The sequence below is a fragment of the Alicyclobacillus fodiniaquatilis genome (assembly GCF_042678105.1).
Lineage (GTDB): Bacteria > Bacillota > Bacilli > Alicyclobacillales > Alicyclobacillaceae > Alicyclobacillus > Alicyclobacillus fodiniaquatilis.
The window spans coordinates 1-17,544 of record NZ_JBHUCX010000095.1; the positions used below are offsets into that span (position 1 = coordinate 1).

The 17,544-nt window shown below is 47.0% G+C and carries 12 protein-coding genes; 1 reads left to right on the forward strand and 11 read right to left on the reverse strand.

The annotated features are described in order from the left end of the window. From ACFSB2_RS23140 to ACFSB2_RS23180, 9 genes are all read right to left on the reverse strand, one after another. Window positions 1–3,165 (reverse strand): glycosyl hydrolase (locus ACFSB2_RS23140; RefSeq protein WP_377945473.1); only part of this gene is annotated, 3,165 nt, incomplete at its 3' end. A gap of 33 nt (window positions 3,166–3,198) precedes the next feature. Next, window positions 3,199–5,238, reverse strand: coding sequence for a hypothetical protein (locus ACFSB2_RS23145; protein ID WP_377945474.1), 2,040 nt, complete (start codon window positions 5,236–5,238; stop codon window positions 3,199–3,201). Window positions 5,239–5,635: 397 nt separating this feature from the next. Continuing rightward, window positions 5,636–7,642 (reverse strand): glycoside hydrolase family 71/99 protein, encoded by a 2,007-nt coding sequence (locus ACFSB2_RS23150; protein WP_377945475.1) that lies wholly within the window; start codon window positions 7,640–7,642, stop codon window positions 5,636–5,638. Window positions 7,643–7,702: 60 nt separating this feature from the next. Then, the gene (locus ACFSB2_RS23155; RefSeq protein ID WP_377945476.1) at window positions 7,703–9,304 is read right to left on the reverse strand and encodes a hypothetical protein; all 1,602 of its coding nucleotides are present in this window, start codon (window positions 9,302–9,304) and stop codon (window positions 7,703–7,705) included. A 97-nt stretch (window positions 9,305–9,401) separates the two neighbouring features. Beyond that, a complete protein-coding gene (locus ACFSB2_RS23160) occupies window positions 9,402–9,656 on the reverse strand; it encodes a hypothetical protein (protein WP_377945477.1) in 255 nt (84 codons plus the stop codon). A 229-nt stretch (window positions 9,657–9,885) separates the two neighbouring features. Then, window positions 9,886–10,086, reverse strand: a complete 201-nt coding sequence (locus ACFSB2_RS23165; protein ID WP_377945478.1) for a twin-arginine translocase TatA/TatE family subunit — start codon at window positions 10,084–10,086, stop codon at window positions 9,886–9,888. 41 nt (window positions 10,087–10,127) lie between these two features. After that, window positions 10,128–10,952 carry a twin-arginine translocase subunit TatC gene (gene tatC, locus ACFSB2_RS23170; RefSeq protein WP_377945479.1) on the reverse strand — a complete coding sequence of 275 codons (825 nt, stop codon included), beginning with the start codon at window positions 10,950–10,952 and terminating at the stop codon, window positions 10,128–10,130. Between the two features lie 42 nt (window positions 10,953–10,994). Then, window positions 10,995–11,231, reverse strand: a complete 237-nt coding sequence (locus ACFSB2_RS23175; RefSeq protein WP_377945480.1) for a twin-arginine translocase TatA/TatE family subunit — start codon at window positions 11,229–11,231, stop codon at window positions 10,995–10,997. A 675-nt stretch (window positions 11,232–11,906) separates the two neighbouring features. Next, window positions 11,907–13,937 (reverse strand): glutaminase family protein, encoded by a 2,031-nt coding sequence (locus ACFSB2_RS23180; RefSeq protein ID WP_377945481.1) that lies wholly within the window; start codon window positions 13,935–13,937, stop codon window positions 11,907–11,909. A 187-nt stretch (window positions 13,938–14,124) separates the two neighbouring features. On the opposite strand from ACFSB2_RS23180, the gene ACFSB2_RS23185 reads away from it, so the two are divergent. Continuing rightward, entirely contained in the window at window positions 14,125–14,961 is an 837-nt protein-coding gene (locus ACFSB2_RS23185; RefSeq protein WP_377945482.1) for a helix-turn-helix transcriptional regulator, read from the forward strand. Between the two features lie 40 nt (window positions 14,962–15,001). Here ACFSB2_RS23185 and ACFSB2_RS23190 read toward each other — a convergent pair whose 3' ends face one another. Next, the gene (locus ACFSB2_RS23190) at window positions 15,002–16,018 is read right to left on the reverse strand and encodes a zinc-binding alcohol dehydrogenase family protein (protein WP_377945483.1); all 1,017 of its coding nucleotides are present in this window, start codon (window positions 16,016–16,018) and stop codon (window positions 15,002–15,004) included. 32 nt (window positions 16,019–16,050) lie between these two features. Next, the gene (locus ACFSB2_RS23195) at window positions 16,051–17,541 is read right to left on the reverse strand and encodes a tagaturonate reductase (protein WP_377945484.1); all 1,491 of its coding nucleotides are present in this window, start codon (window positions 17,539–17,541) and stop codon (window positions 16,051–16,053) included. Between the last annotated feature and the right edge of the window lie 3 nt (window positions 17,542–17,544).

Consider the following 17,544-nt stretch of genomic DNA (forward strand, 5'->3'; position numbering starts at 1 on the left):
TTGAAATCTGCATCGTATTGTTTTGTCATCGTAGACACCTCGAATCAATTTACTTATTTTCACATTCTTGATTCGTTGTGTCCACACTTTTAACCTAACACCAGCATATACAGGCACCATGTGCAGTGGGCCAAACGTGTTTCGCCTCGTCAATACGACATCCACCTCAATTGGCCAGCCATTTCTGATCTCCTCGGTAATATCTATCTCATAGGGTTGCCATGCGATCATTTTTCCACCACTCTGTTGCGAGTGAACTTTGATGTATGCCGCTTCGAATTCGGAGAAGGCAAGCAACACGTTTTCACTTTGATCAGGCACCATTCCTGGCTCTAAAATATAAGTAATGACACCCGAGTAAAATGGTAGCCCCTGCCCTGTGACATCGCCAATTTCCAGTTTCTCAGGTAAACCAGTAATGATTTTTCTCGCTCTGTCAATCTGCACCCCAAACTCACCAAGAAGATAAATGGCTTCCAAATTCACCGCATCATGAAATGATACGGATAGCTGCACTGTGTTAGTGCCCACTTGCAGAATGTCCGTCGATACTGAAATACGCTTAAAGCACCTATCGATCCACCAACCGCGTGGATTGCTCGTATCAATGCCGTGCCCATTGATTTCAACTTGGAACAATTCGGGCGCTTCCAAGACGACTTCAACATCGCTACTTGGTAGCTTGTCGATCTCGAAGTCAAAGGCCAACGTCAATTGACACTTGCATTTTGGCCATTCGGTCTTGGCATACCAAGGTTGAATCATCTCTCCGCCGCGCGGTTTCATGCCAAAATGCTCGCGAATCTCTCTATCCACTTTAAGAATCTCTTTTTGAGTTTGCCATTCTCCAGCATCTACACGATATCTAGCTATATCCAACACACAGACGTTTGGTTCGCTCAGTCGATAGTTATACGAGCCCTCAAATTCGCCAATGACTTCCACTTCACTTTGCGTTTCTTCAAAAATGCCATCTTCTTGTTCTGTCAACTGGACAAATAAATGTTCACCCGTCGGTGGGAAGTCCACACAAACTTCTACTATGTCTTCGAGATGCTCCGATAGCATTCGTTTTTTTGTCCCATTCACACAGTCCCATTCCTCGACAAAACCGCCATTCACAAGCGGAAATTGAATGCGTGCGTTTTGATATCCATGTTCACGATTGACGTTCATTAATAGCACAATATGCCGATTTTCGTAAACCCGTACTTGACTGTAGATATCTTGGATAGTCTCTCCTGTTCCTGCATCAATGACCCTGACGCTTGGTGCACCTTGAGTAGTACATGCCGCAACAACTGCCTCCATCTCAAAGGGTACTGTTACAACTGTTGCTGCAAAGTGTTTGGCTTCGTCCGAAGCCAACGCATCGACATATGTCGGCACGTCACCGACAAAAACTACCTGTCCCCCTAACTTCGCAAATTTCTGCAGTACTTGGAGTGTGGTTAAACGAATCGTCGTGACACCGGCAATCACAACCACTTTGTAGTTCGCCTCTCCAACCCATAATATAGGACGTCCTATTTCATCTATTTCAATTCGATGTAATCGGTGAATCATGTCTTCATCACCGTAGTCAAAGTCAATTTGCGAACCAGCAAGAATATGGAACATCTTCTGGTACGTTTCCTCTAATGCTTGAATCGCTGAAGAAGTCGTGGAGAGCCCTTTTGACCACCCTGGATAAACTTGGCACCAAACACTCTCAACTGGATTGATAACTAAAACATCACAAACCGGTTTACCTTGCATCATCATGTATCCAAGTCGCGAAAAATAAGTTTCGACATAATCATAATCTTGCCACCATGTCGACTGGTGCAAGATGCTTGCCGGAAAATCACGTTTCGCTTCGCCTTCCATCGTATACCACGACAAGTGATGACAACGGAGATTGATGCCAAACAACGCCTGCCAGTCTCCCACCGCTTTATGTGACTCAAACGACATCTGCCATCCTGTACAACCATATAATTCCGACAGCAACCACCTCTTACCAAGTTGCCTCGCTGCTGAAGACAGCTGTTTGACAATCCAAAAGTTTTTGTTGCCTTCTGATAACACATCAACCCCTGGGTGCCCCATATGTTCGTAATATCGCATCACAGAGCCAGACATCGCGACTTGCGCAGTTAGACTGTCTTCATGCAAGATATGCCCGGTCAAAACCAGATTATTTTCTTCACACCATGCGTTTAAAGGTTTTGCATAGTTATTGAGAAATAACTCCTGTAACAATTCGACATAATGCCATTTTACTTGGGAGACAACCTGACCACCGGGGCGTAAAAATAGTTCCGGCAATTTTGCAACAAGATCGTAGCCGTATTTACCAGTGAAATCAGCAAAAAGAGAGTACGTCCAAGGCGCTAACCACTGTGCATCTTCATTGTGAATACCAAAACCGTCGAATAACGCTCCACGATGTGGTTCATCCGTAAAGATCCCTTTAATCGACTTCCCTAACCTATCACCGCAATACGCTTTATACTTCTCGTGTGTAAGCTCAAGAAACCTTGCTGTTGCCTCTGCATTCATCGTATCCAAATACGTATAACCATTGTAAAAGCTCTCTTTTTTCATTTCTTCAACAGAAAAACACAAAACACTAAATCCTTCTCTAGCTACAAATGAAACTTTGCTGTCCAACTGCTCACACTGTTCATAATTCAATCCATCCAATCGACAAGAAAACGCAGCAATAAGATTTTCCGACCACTCAAAGTCGCGTGCAGCAACCACCCGTAACCGGATGAACTTTAACCTATACTCTGGAGTTTGTGTGACCATACCACCAGCAGTTCCGCTCGGCCACCTGTCCTCGTCATACAGCCACGCCTCCATCCCTAATTTTTCCGCTTCATCTGCACACGCATTGATGAGCTCAAACCATTCATCTCCCAGATACTCCGTGACTAATCCTGTTCTTGAGTGCATAAAAAATCCACCAAAACCCATTTCTTTCATCACGTAAATCTGCCGAATCAGTTCCTCCTTATCGAGCTTCCCGTTCCATGACCAGAAAGGTTTTCCTCGATACTCGCTATTCGGATTTGTAAATTGTTGATACATATTCCCCATGTCTTCTCCTTCTCGCACCCGCTTTGGCGTGACAATCAACACGTTTGATTCTTTTAGATGGTTTACGCTGTTTCTCATAAATGCGATGTCATTGTTTTTCGGAAGGAGCGATTACGACTCTAAAACCTTAAGTAAATTCATCGCAATCGGATCCGGCATGATGGCCATGCCGCCATAGTTCCCCGTTATACTATTGTGAGTATCAGCAAAAGTGTCGTCGAGCAAGCCCTGTCTGTACAACTCGTCTGTCTCAGGCATGTTATGAGGCTGCCAGTTTTCCAATTGATGGTCGATCATAAAACGTAAACCAGCGATGGTGATCCCTTTTTGATAACGGCGCCAATCGATTTCTGGATCAACCTCTCCCCAATCAATGCCCAAACCAATGGATGTTGCAAATGTTTCCAATATTTCCCATTGAACATGATCTCGCACCCAGTTGGCAAAATACCAGTCACTGGAGCAGAAACAAGGTTTCGTGTTATACATCAACGGGATTTGTTTAGGTTGCCAAAGATGAGTAAATGGCAACAGTGAACGGAGCCATCGAATCGCCTGCTGCCGATACACCTTCACACCAAAAACCTTGTACCCCGTGTAATATGCAATGGCTGCGTGACCTGCAGCCAAAAGATTCGGGCTGTGTAAAGGCGTTTCCCAAAAATCCCCTCCTTCAGGGCGGCGCATTTTTTGGCAAACATCCAATGCCTTCTTCGCGCCATCAAGGAATTTATGTTCACCAGTTGTTTCGCCTAACATCATTAGTTCCATCGCAGGCAGCATAGAAATCGCGAGTGCTGTATCTCCAGAAAGCCCCATTGGTTCTATAAAGGCGCGAGCGACGACAAAATCATCTTTAGAGTAATGTCTTCCGTCGGGATCAAACGGAAAAGTACCGTCCTCAGACTGCCATGCAAGCAATTCTTCTCCATATTTTAGCTGTTCGGCCTGATTCATGCGCTCAATCCGCTGTCCTCTCAGCTTCGATGGAGATCTGAAATTTGGTTGCCGTCGACACCAGTCCAGCTTATTTTGCAATTCCCTTCCCAGGGCTGTATCTCTGTACCGACTTAAATACAGTTCGAGAAAACGAGGCTCATAGGGTCCGAATGAATCCGGATGCTGATGATTACCAAATCCTATGTCATCTTTCCAAAAGCGACTGTTATAGGCATCCGCAATTCGATGCAACGCCTCTTCCAGTGGCCAACGTGGACATGGCGGCTCGGGCATTCCTTTACGCTTGACCCATTCCACCACAGCATCAAGGCTTGTGCCCCTATGGAGGAAAACTTCAGCTTCAAACCTTATCTTTTGCCCTGGATGTAATTCAAGTGGAACATCCGCATACACTTTGTTTTCTTCTGATTCTTCCACGACATCTGGCACCATAAGCCCCATTAGATGACTACTTTGTCTGTCGATAAAATTCGGTGACGCAAACACGGGCTGGGCATAATGCTTCCTATAATTAAACCATTGGGTTGCCAATTGATTGGGATTCCATGAAATTCCTAACACTTGGCCATGATGGCTGATTGCCATGAGAGGAATCGCTACTTTATTGGGATGAGGAACGAAACGTTTTGCCCAAGGATCTTTGAACCAATCGGTTCCGCTCGACCACTCATCGTCAAGAAGCCATTCTACACCTGGAAAAATCGCATCCTCTTTGTCCGCGCCAAAGGCATCTACCCCAGCTTTTAACCATGGACCACGTACATACCTCGCATTTAAGTTGGCCATAGATGTGAGATTGAATTCGACCTGTAAACGTGGTGCATTCGACAAAAGCGTAAGAGAGACCTCTCCTTCGAGACAATGCTCTTTAACCGGATAGTGGATCCAATTTTCAAATGAAGTACCCTGCAATTTTTCTTGGACAATCACCGATTTGACTGTAAAAACGAGCCTTTGACCAAAATCCCCCGTCATTTGCTCAACATCATCCGCTTCCAAACGCATCGGAACATCTTGATCTCTAAGCATGATTTCACCTAGGTGGTCCAGCACGCCCATGAACTCGCCCGATGGTGTATAAAACTCCACCCATCCCCAACCTGTGATTCGTTTGTGCACCTCCACCCGCAGGAGATTGTTCTCCAGTATAACCTTATCGCCAGTGTAGCTCGCATGCTGATAACTTGGCATCTTGTAACGCTCCCATCCATCTCAAGTCTCCGTATAGATTTGCATAACGTTATAAGCTAAATTTCTGAAGCAACCCGTTTAAGCGTCTTCTATGTTCTATTTTAACAAATAACAAAATAAAATGGACATAAAACCTCATTTTCACCCATATAAAACAAACTAAAACAGACAATGAACTTTGACAATCGGCGCCAATTGTCAAAGTTGAAGCGTATGTCGCTTAGGGAAACCTGGGGGAATGTGTAAAGACAAAATGAATCGCTAGACTGGGCTAATTTCAAGAACATCTTCATCGCTTTCTAGTGCTTTCGGGAAGCGTAATGATTCTCTTCCCGAAAGCGATTCGAATCTTGTCTGGATTTTCACAGATGACCTTGTTCAATGACACGATTTCCGCTCAAGGATACTTGGAGTCAATGTCTACTACAGGATATGGCTTATCTGTTCTGTACTGATTGATCATCTCTTTTATCAACTGCAAGTAATAGTTATCCCAGCCATCCGAGTTTGGCCCATTCAGTTTTTTGACATTCGTCGGTTCAATGTCATTACTTGCTGTGGGGCTATGCTCATCCGGTTTCGAAAAGTTATTCCACTGTTGCAGTAAAACTACATCAGGTTGATAACGGAAAATGCCTTGCATGTATTGGACAAGCGTCATACCAGACATTCGAAGTTTCGCATCCTGCGCCAGCCAACTCGCCTCACCCGATTCATTGCCACCAATCGCACATGTTGCAACTGAAAATTCCGCGTAGATCTGTTGGACACCTGAGAACGCAATCCAGCCATTCGAATTGTTATCTACCGCCTGAAAGACGACCGTTTGCCCAGTTAAATCGTGTACATCCCATTGAATCTCCTGGAAAGAGTCACTGCCCGGAGTATGCGCTTTTCTCAACGTTTGCCCCGTAGTCGCATTCTTCAGGTAATACCAACATTGATTGCCACTGTTGTCCACATCGTCATGCCCAGCTGCATTGAAGACAATGGAGGTTCCAGTAATAGCGAAGGACGAACTTGTGATGCTCCCTGTTGCACTATCCCCAGACGAATGCGTATCAGCAAAAGCCCCATCCGGTGAAGTTCGTCCTGAAGAATCCTCCCCATTCACCACAAGTGTCCATGAAGGATCTGCCTTCCACCCCGCCAACCCCTGCCCGACGATCCCAGTACGGAAAACAGCAGTCAGATTCGATTGTGGCTGACGATCCACATAAGCAGAACCGATGACGGTGCTATCCGTTCCTTGGTGATACCACCAAGTCGGACTGTCTATAGGATTGGAAATTTCCATGTAGTAGGTGCCAGCTGGTTGTGGATCACAGCTCAATGTATACCAACTGTTGTCGGCCATGTTCGTAAGGTCCTTACTTGCCACCTTAGTCAAAGCCGTCTCCGGATCACCCTTATATAAAGTAAATGTCACACCGGAGTCTGTCGTGCCGTACGTCGCTAACAACGCTGTAACTTGAGTCAAATTGCCGTAAGTGAATGTAAATGACTGGCCATACGTGTGACCTGGTTGAAGTGCTTGCCATGCTCCGTTGTTCGCGGTCTCAGACACTGAATCCCCTGCAAATTGAGAAATTCGTGTTTGTGTGCCGCTCATGAGCGGCGTTCGATCTATCCAACTCCACTGTCCGGCAGTGTCTCCACTAATTTCATGATAAGCGGTCATCCATCTGACGGTAAAAGCATCATCCGTCCAATCTGGCGGATTGCCTGTAGCATTTGTGCCACGAAATATCAGTAATAGCGGTTTGCCATCATACTGCTGTAGAATCGGCTTATACTGCGGATCGTTCAAATAAGTCTTCTTAATTCGTGAGATTTGCGCACGAAAATTCGTGGTGTTCACTTGACCATTATCCAATCCGAGCATCAAAGAAATTTTTGGATGAGCCTGTTGTTTTGAACCTTCACCCAACTTCGCATATTGGTTAAAAACTGAGTCCGTTGCGTTCATAATTTGTTGTGCTACACCATTGCTCCAGTTGTCGCCTAGATTATCAGACCAGTCGATGAGAATAAAATCTACACCCGCATCAATGAGCCATTTTGCATGCTGTGTAATCACATTCGGGTCATCTGAGCGATAGAGTCCCAGCTTCGGTGTAGCCTCACGTGTTGCCCACTCATTTACGCCAGGCATAAAACTTGTTTGATACCCCATGGCAAACAATGTTTTTTGTCTCGCTGAATTGGAAGTGACATTCATTTTTCCTGACTTTATTTTCTTATCTGACACGATGGAATTGGCCAAAGCAGTCGGAGTTTCCAGAGCACCAGCAGCTAGCATGCTACCAACACCCGCCGTCATCACACCCAACACTTTACGACGAGTAACCTTTGTACCATTTTGCTCGTTATTTGAGCTACTACCTTCCTTTTGGACATTCATCTTCTATGCCTCCTATGAAAATCCGTTTGCATTACCAAACGCTCTACATTGTCTGGTGAATTACGGATATCGCAAGTCGAGTTCTACATCTGGAATAGGTCGTCCCTGGCGATATTGTTGAATCAACGCTTTGACTAGATTGAGATAATAGAAACCCCACCCATCCGAATTTGGACCATCTAAATTGTTGACGACAGTTGGCTCAATGTCGTTGCTTCCCTCAACTGTCAGTTGATCTGTTTGACCAAACTCGTTCCACTGTTGAACAAGCGCCACATCTGGTTCAAAGGTAAACACCTCTTGCATATACCGCACGAGCGTCGCTCCAGAAAGGCGTCGTTCTGCATTCCAATTTGTCCAACCATTCATACCTGTCGAGCCACTTCCGAATATCCCTGTCTGCGCCACAGAAAATTCATTTTGTATTTGAACCAGACCAGAGCACGCCAACCAAGCGTGATCAGCCCCTGCATTTCCGTCGACAGCTTCAAAAATTACTTTTCGTCCTGAAAATGCTCTGACATCCCAAAACACAGGAATAAAAATATCTTCGCCTGGTGCATGCATTTGCTTCAAGATTTGTCCCGTAGAAGCATCTTTCAAATAGAAGAAGTTTTGTTTGCCACTATTATCTGGTTTGTCATACCCCGCTGCGTAAAAGAAAAAGAACGCGCCCGTGATTTCAAATGACGGACTCGTCAGAATCCCCGTGGCCGCGTCACCGTTTACCCGAGTATCTGCAAAGCCCCCATTTGGAGAAGTGCGCCCAAATTTATCACTTCCGTTCTGGACAACTTGCCAAGCAGAATCCGCATTCCATCCTTTAAAACCATCAACCGCAAAATTAGACACACTCGTTTGGGGACCATATAGTGTGGGCGCATTATCGATCCAGCTCCACTTTCCATCAGCTGGCCCGATATTTCCATTGTAAAGTGCGCCTTGCCAACGAACAGTAAAGTCGGAATCATCCCAATCAGGAATTGCCCCAGCACTAGGTCCCATATAGACGATTAGTAACGGCTTGTCCTTATACTGCTGCAATATTGCATTATATTGAGGGTTATTCAAGTAGTTTTGCTTAATGAGGGCAATCTGTTCGTTCCAATGGTCTGTTCCTACTTCTCCTCCATCATCCAATCCAAGAAGTAGAGCAATCTTGGGGTGTTTTTGTATCTTGTTATATTGTTGAAATACCGCGTCGGTGCCTCCTATAATGGCTTGAGCCGTCCCATTGGTCCAATTCCCCCCTAGGTTATTCGACCAATCCACCAAAATAAAGTCATACCCTGCATCTACCAACCACTGTGCATGTTGATTAATAACATTCGGGTCATCCGATCTGTAAGTGCCTAGTTTTGGTGTTGCCTCCCGTGTATTCCATGTTACCCCGCCTGGTACAAACCATGTCTCGTAACCGATACCAAAAAGGGTTTTTATTCGAGCCGTGGAAGGGTTAAATGGACCTTTGTTTTTATTCGGTTCCGATTTCTTGACAGAACTTGACGATGTTTGTGTTGTCGCGAGTGCAGTTGGTGTTGTTATCCCCCCCGCAACAATACCTCCGATGCCTGCCGCCATGGTACCAAGCATTTGCCGCCGTGTAATACCTACCTTCTCAGCTTGATGATTTGCTGAAACTTCCTTCCATTTTTGCTTCATTACCCATACCTCCTAATGCAAATCAATGTATCGTTTGGAAAGCATTCAATCATATCGACAAGTACCCTCAAGTCTTATCGGCTAAAAACTTAGACTCTTATGGTGCGTCGTTCGATTCTAAATTCCTTTTGACAAACGGTGTTTCATCGGAAAACGCATTGACTGGATCAGATGACCAATCTCCCTCACTTGCGCCATCTACGTTGCGGACTACATTTTTAAGCCATTTCGGGAAAAGGAGCACACTCCCAACCGCAACGAAAGACACACCAAGTTGCCGTACTGCCTCTCTGCGATCAAACATTTCGTCGTCCTCTGAATGTTGTGAAGCACCAATTTTACGAGTTGCCATGAGACACACCCTCTTTACCAAAATGGCTGTAAGTGCGGAGAAATTGGTTTCCATCTGCGACTTTGCCTTCTACACTGTCGCACTCGCTTAGGAGCAGCAATTCGCTACGACTTTGCTCCTCATCAACGATGGCCTCCGCATCTAAATTTCACTAGTGAATAAGCTCCTGCCCGACGGTATAGATAAATAAAGCCTGTGATATACCCTGCTACTTCGATTCGGAAAGGACTTACGGTTTCTTTGTCTGTTCTGGTTTCTCCGCTTTCGTTTCCGTCTCGTCATCCGTCGTAATGCCCTGAGTTGCGCGTTTGAACTCTGATAGTGTTCGTCCCAGTGATTTCCCGAAGTCAGGAAGTTTCTTTGGACCAAAAACCACCAAAGCGATGACCAAAATCAAAATGAAACCTGGAACGCCAATGTTGGATAACATTCCCTATTCCCTCCTTCTTTGATATACGCCATGAGCGCACGTCAAGCCGTAGTGCGACGATTTTCCTCATACTCGTCCATTTCTGTCTGCCGCCTCCGATAAGCAATCTTCGCCACAGACACGCTGATTTCGTAAAGCAAAATCAGCGGAGCCGCTACACTAATATGTGAGATGAACTCCGGAGGGCTTAAAATAGAAGCAATGACAACCATGACGAGGTATGCATATTTTCGAGCTTTCGCTAAGTGCCTCGGTGTTAGCACCCCAATTCTCGCCAGAAACATCATGACGATAGGCATCTCAAAGAGAAACCCGAACGGAATGACGATTCTCCCCATAAAACCAAAATAGTTCCCCGCCGTAATCATTGTGCTGAAGTTTTTCTGCGCAAGATTAAGCAAAAAATGATAAACCAAGTGGAATACTACGAAATATCCGAAACAAGCTCCACCAATAAAGACAAGCACAGTCATCGGGACAAAGCGGACTATGATTTTTTGTTCACGCTTTGTCAGTCCTTGTCGAACAAATATCCATGACTGCCATACCGCAAAAGGCAGTGTCACGCCGATGGCCGTGCCGCCAGCAATCGTCATGTATACGCCAATCACTTCACCAGGGCTTAGGACAGTAAGGCGGTGACCATCCATGGCACCAATTAAGAAATGATAGATATGGTTGACGAAAATCAATGACACAATGAGGCAAACGATAAATACCCCCAAAATGATCATGATTCGTTTTCGTAATTCTTCCAGATGCTCCACCCAACTCATTACAGCGAATGACTCACCCTCTGTATCAGTCTCTATATTGGAGGTCATCAAATTCTTGACAACACTCGTTTTCCGTGCTGACTTTGCCATCTCTACCCTCCATTCCAAAAACTGAGGCCAGTGCAACTTAAATTACACTTGACTCTCAGATGAAACATCAGACGTTTTGGTTTCCTCTGCACGAACCTCAGTCCTCATAGACACTTGCTCTTCATCCTCATCGATGGCCAAGTTTCTTGTGGCGCTTTTGAATTCTTTCAACGTATTCCCAAATGATTTACCGATTTCAGGTAATTTCTTTGGTCCAAAAACAATCAAAGTGATGACCAAAATGAGAATAAGCCCAGGTATACCGATGTTTGACAACATTACATCCCCCCCCCCTATTTACCCTTATCCATTTCCCTTAAACTCAATGAAATCGTTTTCTTAAATCTTATCTTTCACATTTCAATGTTTTTAAGATCCATTTCATCACCTCCGCTCAAGAAGACTTGCATCAGAAGCCAGAATGTTCACACAATACTAACCGCAATTAAACAAAAATCAAATTAAACAATTCAATCATATTCAAATATTAATACAATTTCAATGTGTTGTTTCATGATTAATAAAAAATTATTTTTAGGTTTTTAATCCATTAAATCAACTAGAACACAGATTTATATCTTAGAATTAAGAAGAAATATCAAAAACATTGAACAACTACAACGAATATTTCTCATAGGATTCAGTTGATAAATCTCTGTAACAAGCGATATTATGTTCAGTTGCATCTACCTCGTTTCATCATTTTTATTCAATTTCGCAATTCGGCACAGATATCAAGCACATCAAACCAGAGCAACACCAAAAGCAAAGATAAAAAGTCCTATACACAGATTATTTACTTATACTTACATCACCTTGATGCATGGTCAACGGCATTTAACATTGGCTGTGGATGTGTGGCATTTCGACAACTGCCATTAGAAAAAAAGAACCGAAGCATAGAATGGCTTCGGTTCTTTTTCAATGTCATTATTTTACAAATCATGTTTTCCCCTACCGCGCAAGCCCTTTCTCCACCAGCAACTTCATAAAGATGCCACCGATGACAGAGCGATGCTGGAACGACTGTTGTGTGCGATCCGTCGTGCTATACCAATCGGTAAATGGCACGCGGCTGGGACTGGCGTTGAGAAAATCGTAGAGCGGTTGAATAAGAGCCTGGAAATCCGCTGCAGATGTGGCCAATGATGCTGCCCAGACAAGCCAATCCGTTTTGGTATAGTGCCTGCGGCTGTCCAGCGGTATGCCATATCTGTCTTGTTGCTTGATATAGTAGTTGACCTCCCGCTGCTTCACCTCTTCAGGGAACAAGTGAAGCTCAAACAGCTGATCCCAAATCATGTTGTACTTGAGGCTCCAGGTGTCTGCATCCACAAAAGTGAGTTTATAGTGATCTCCCTCACGGGCTGTCTCCTCCCACTTTTGGGCCATCTTCCGCGCCGTGTTGAGGCATTTCTCCCCTTCGTCGTCTTTGCCAAGCATGTTGCACAACAGGGCATATCCGGCGACTCCCATGATCGCTTTAACAGACAAGTTGGTGTTGTGCGCCAGATGCCCGGCGAAATCATCTGTACACAGTTGGTTGCCTGGATCCTGGCCATATTCTACGAGATACGCATTCCATTTGCTGAGCAACGCCCAGTTGTCCCGCGCGAAGTCAGCATTTCCCTCCGCCACACACACAGCCGCCATCATGATGAGCATGTTGCCGCACTCTTCGACGGGCATTTGCAGTTCGAGGAGGAGTTTCTTTTCCCGGTTTAAGCCGTACACTTGACCATTGGCTTTCGGGTAAACGCCTACATCGTGCGGGGCAAAATCAAACTTCCAATCTGCCGTCGCAGCAAACCGAAAAACTGGGCGCATCATCCCCTTGATGAGTTCAGGATTGTAGAGCAAGAACAGCGGAATGGACGGATAACTCACATCGACCGTCGCCATACAGCCATTGCTGAAACACTCTTTCGAGAAGAAGAGAATATCCCCGTTTTCGTCTGCGACCAATTTGTGTGCGGCAATCGCTTGGCGATAGGCAAGAGCCAGCATCTGCGCGTATGCCGCTCCCCCCGCGGCCGTTCCCGACTGCAGCAGTTGCGTGTTGAAACGACCGCACCTTTGCATGATATCCGCATACTCGGCCACTGCACTCCCCAACATCGCGGTGAAGGAAGCTCCATTTCGCCGCCAATAGGCCGGAAGCGGTTTTTGGAAATATTCGATGGAAGCGACATCATCATAAGCCACCAACAAGTGTCGATCCGTCGATTCTCCCGCCGCGCAAGACATATCCAACACCGTCGCCATCACAGGCAGACGTTCCCCAACCGTCTGTGGGCCTTGTTCATCTTGCTGCCCGATATCCCCGTCCTTCATAAAGTTTCGACGGACTTCGTGCGAGGCAATCACCGTTTTCGCGACGGCGCTGTATGTGCTCGGAATGGCAAGATAGACGTGCCCCCAATCAATTCGAATATCATCGCCGCTGTGTCCCAGGACATCCTGCGTGGTTGTCCCCATGTACATCGCCGTAAATTGTTCATTGTCCGTACGGCCCCAAGTCACTTGTTGATCCGGTGTATTGACACACCATTCACCCGTAATATCAAAATACAATTTGACATCGTGTTGCTGGCCATCGATTGCCCGCGCGCGAAATGTGATATAAGACGCTGGTCGAGACAGAATTTCAAGCTCATCTAGGAGGAGCGGCGTGGTAAAGTCCACGACCAGTTCAACGCCGCCAGCTTGAAATGTGTAGGTGCTGGAAAGCGGTTGCACCTCCAGGCGCGTTTGCGCCATGCCGATGGCTTCCCCCGTATTGTGAGCAGGCGTGTCAGCCAAGCCGCATTTTCCGATGAAACGCCAAGGTACGCCGTCAATCATAAGCATGCCCATCATCCCGTTGCGCTGCCCTGTCCAATGCACTGTGTGATCGTCATACAAAGCGTCCGCAGGCGACCACACACTCAAATAGGGATCGACCGTTACCAGTGGCACCGCAGGCGGTCTAAAGTTTGTATTCATCTGAATCATCTCCACTTAGAAGCATAGTGAACTATGCAGATTTGATTTACGTAATCAACTACAAAATATAGTTGAGCGTCCGATTTCACAATGCATTTAACGACTCTTTTATTGATGTTTTCTTTTGCGATCTCTATATTGGACAATAAATAGAACACAGGGATGATAGGAAGGGTTTTCGCGCACAATGGCTCATTTTACGATGCATCGCATTGGCTTTGACGTGTCAGACAGGCAAGGGTTCATGATTGACAGACCAAAGGGAAGCGGGGACTATCTGTTTCTGCACTTTCTCTCCAGTGTGGATATCCAACAGCAGCATCAGTTGGTGACCACTGAACCAAATGCTTGCATTCTCTATACACCAGACTGCCCACAATGGTTTCATTCACCGAACCACGAACTACAGCACCATTGGTTTCATTTTACGTGCGATGAAATGCCACGCTTGCTGACCCAATGGGAATTTCCCTACAACCAGATTTTCTATCCCTTTGCGCCGACGTTCATCGCTTTGTTTATCAACGAATTGCTCACCGAACACATGCGCAAGGACTTGCACTGGCAAGACGCCATCGATGGCCTGACACTGCAGTTTTTCGCCAAGCTGGCCCGGGATCTGAAAACCGCGCGCCATACAAAGGCCAATCCCGCCCAGGCGGCCACCTTGGAGAAATTCAAACAAATACGCGCCGAAATGCTGCGTCAGGTCGAGCTGCCATGGACCATCCGCGACTTGGCCAATATGGCCGGTCTCAGCGATTCGAGATTCTCTGTGCGCTATAAGGAGTTGTTTGAAACCAGCGCCAAAGAGGATCTGATACGCGCCCGACTGGAGAAGGCAAAGCATTTGCTGACGAACACGGCCTTAACCGTCAAAAGCGTGGCAGAACTCGTCGGCTATACCAACGAGTTCCACTTCATCCGCCAATTTAAAGAACGTACGGGTTGCACGCCTGGCCAATATGCCATGAGATGGCTCGAAGTCGATGCGGTTCAAAGCCAAACGCCGTTGCCGGATTGATGTTGCCATAGGAGGCGTGATCGAAATGGACAACGCGATTTTATTCGATCTCGACAACGGCCTTGATCACATGGGATTCAGGTTTGGTCAATCCTTCGAATTCATCGACGAAATCGGCAAAGTTGACGTGGTGTGTCACGTACAACTGCGCGTCAATGACACCCTCGCGGACTGCTTGCAAAACGACGTCAAAATCCGCGCGCGTCGCGTTGCGGCTCCCCAGCAATGTCAGTTCCCGCTTGTGCAATTCTGGATCCGACAAGGCCACATTGTCCTTGACCAAACCGACAAACACCAGTTTGCCACCATGCGCCACATACTGTAGCGCTGCCTCCATCGAGCGCGCATTCCCTGTCGCATCAAACACAACGGTCGGCATGTCCCCATCCGTCCATTTTTCGATCTCGACAGCCGGTTGCCCCGCTGCATGCACAAGCCCGTCCACATTGGCCCATTTCTGACAAAAGGCGAGCCGTTCCTCATTGATGTCCATCACCAGCACTTTTGCGCCACGCTGTTTGGCAAACGCCATCACACCAAGCCCAATGGGCCCTGCGCCAATGACCAATACCACTTCATCTTTTTGCAGTTGCGATCTCCGCACAGCATGCGCCCCAATGCTCAACGGCTCTAAAATCGCAGACTCATCGAGTGTCAATGCATTGGTTTGGATGAGATGATCCAACGGAACAGATATCCATTCGCACATCCCACCATCCATGTGCACACCCAGCACTTTCAAATCAGTACAACAGTTGGTTTTGCCGGATCGACAAGCGATACATGTTCCACAGTGCATATAGGGAATGACAGCGACTTGATCTCCCTTTTGAAACCCATGAGGATTCGCATCGACTTCTTCGATCACGCCAGACAGTTCATGCCCGAGTATCCGCGGATAGGCAAAATAGGGTTGATTCCCGTAGTACGCGTGAATATCTGTCCCGCAGATGCCAATGCGCCGCACCCGGACCAGCGCTTCTGCTTTGCGACGGGTGGGTTTGGCAAGTTCAATCATTTTGAACTGCTTCGGTTGTTCACACACAATTGTTCTCATAAGGACACCTGTTCCTTCTCTCAAATTTTGCGTCATTGATATTCCGCAAGATGCTTGCCTAGTAAATCCGCCAAGCCATCGACTTGCGTCAAATCCGTCCCCCATAACTCAACATTCGCAAGTGTGTGCACCCCGACTTCGTCAAGCGAAATCTCTTTGGTGTCATGGCGCGACCACAACGTCGCAAAAAACTGCAGGACCGCTGGCTCATCGCGAAGGGGATAAATTTCTCCGTTGAGCCGCGCGCCGACATAGCCTGCTTCGGTTTGACGACATTTGTACAAGCGCACGAGCGCTGCCAGCGCCTCCACGATGTGCGTTGGGAGCGCGCCTGTCTTCGTTTGAAAATCGAGTAGGGAAGGAAGCAAGCGCACGCGGAATTTACTGATGCTGTTCATGGCGATATCCAACAGCCGATGTTGGATGAACGGATTGCAAAACCGCTCAAACACCGTGTCTGCATAAGCTTGCAATTCCTCTGCGTCCAGCGCGAGCACAGGCATGATTTCGCCTTCGATGGCTGTTTGGACGAAACGTCGCAGGCGCGTATCTTCCATGATTTCACGCACGTGATGAAACCCGCGCAACAAGCCAAGTGGGGTCATCAGCGTGTGCGCCCCATTCAGAATGCGAACTTTGCGCACGTGGTACGGCTCTAGGTCTTCTACCCAATGCACATTGAGGCCGGCTTGTTGAAACGGGAGCAGTTTTGCGAGACGTTCATCCCCCTCAATCGCCCAAAAATGATAGGGTTCTGCCGTATTTAAAAAAGCGTCTTCATATCCCCAATCTGCAAACAACTGTGCAGCCTCATCTGTGGGGTAACCCGTCACAATCCGATCCACCAATGAATTGAGAAACCGATTGTGATGTTTCACCCACGCCACAAATTCATCTGGCAAGCCCCAATCCGCACTATGCCGCAAGACGCCAGTGCGCAGCAGATCCCCGTTATGCTCCAAAAGCTCGCACGGCAACAGCACGAGTCCCTTGTCTGCTGCGCCTTCAAAGTGCGAGAAGCGCCGAAATAAGAACGCCGTGAGCCGTGCAGGAAACGATACCAGCGGTTGATCACCTGTAAACGGCGTTGGCACGTAAGCTAACCCTGCCTCGGTCGTATTCGACACAACGACCTCCAGGTGGGGATTTTCCGCTAGGGAGAGGAATTCTGACCACGTTGCATAAGGATCTACGGCATCGCTAAACACCGAAATGACTTCACTTTGCTCGACCAGTTTCCCCTGTTCCAAGCCGCGGGTGAGCAGTGTGTACAATCCTTCTTGGCGTCGCAGATCAGCAAGCTTTTGAGCGCCAGCAGGACGTGGCTGTGTGACGACGATGCTGCCGTCGTATAACCCCTGTTTACGACAGGTGTGCACCATCCAGTCGAAAAAACCGCGCAGAAAATTCCCTTCCCCAATTTGCAGGATTTTCACCGGACTTGTTCGCGCAGACTCAAACAGTGCGCGTTGGTTCGCATCAAGCTGTGTGTGGTTCAATAATGGGCGTGGTTTGCTCGGCATCAT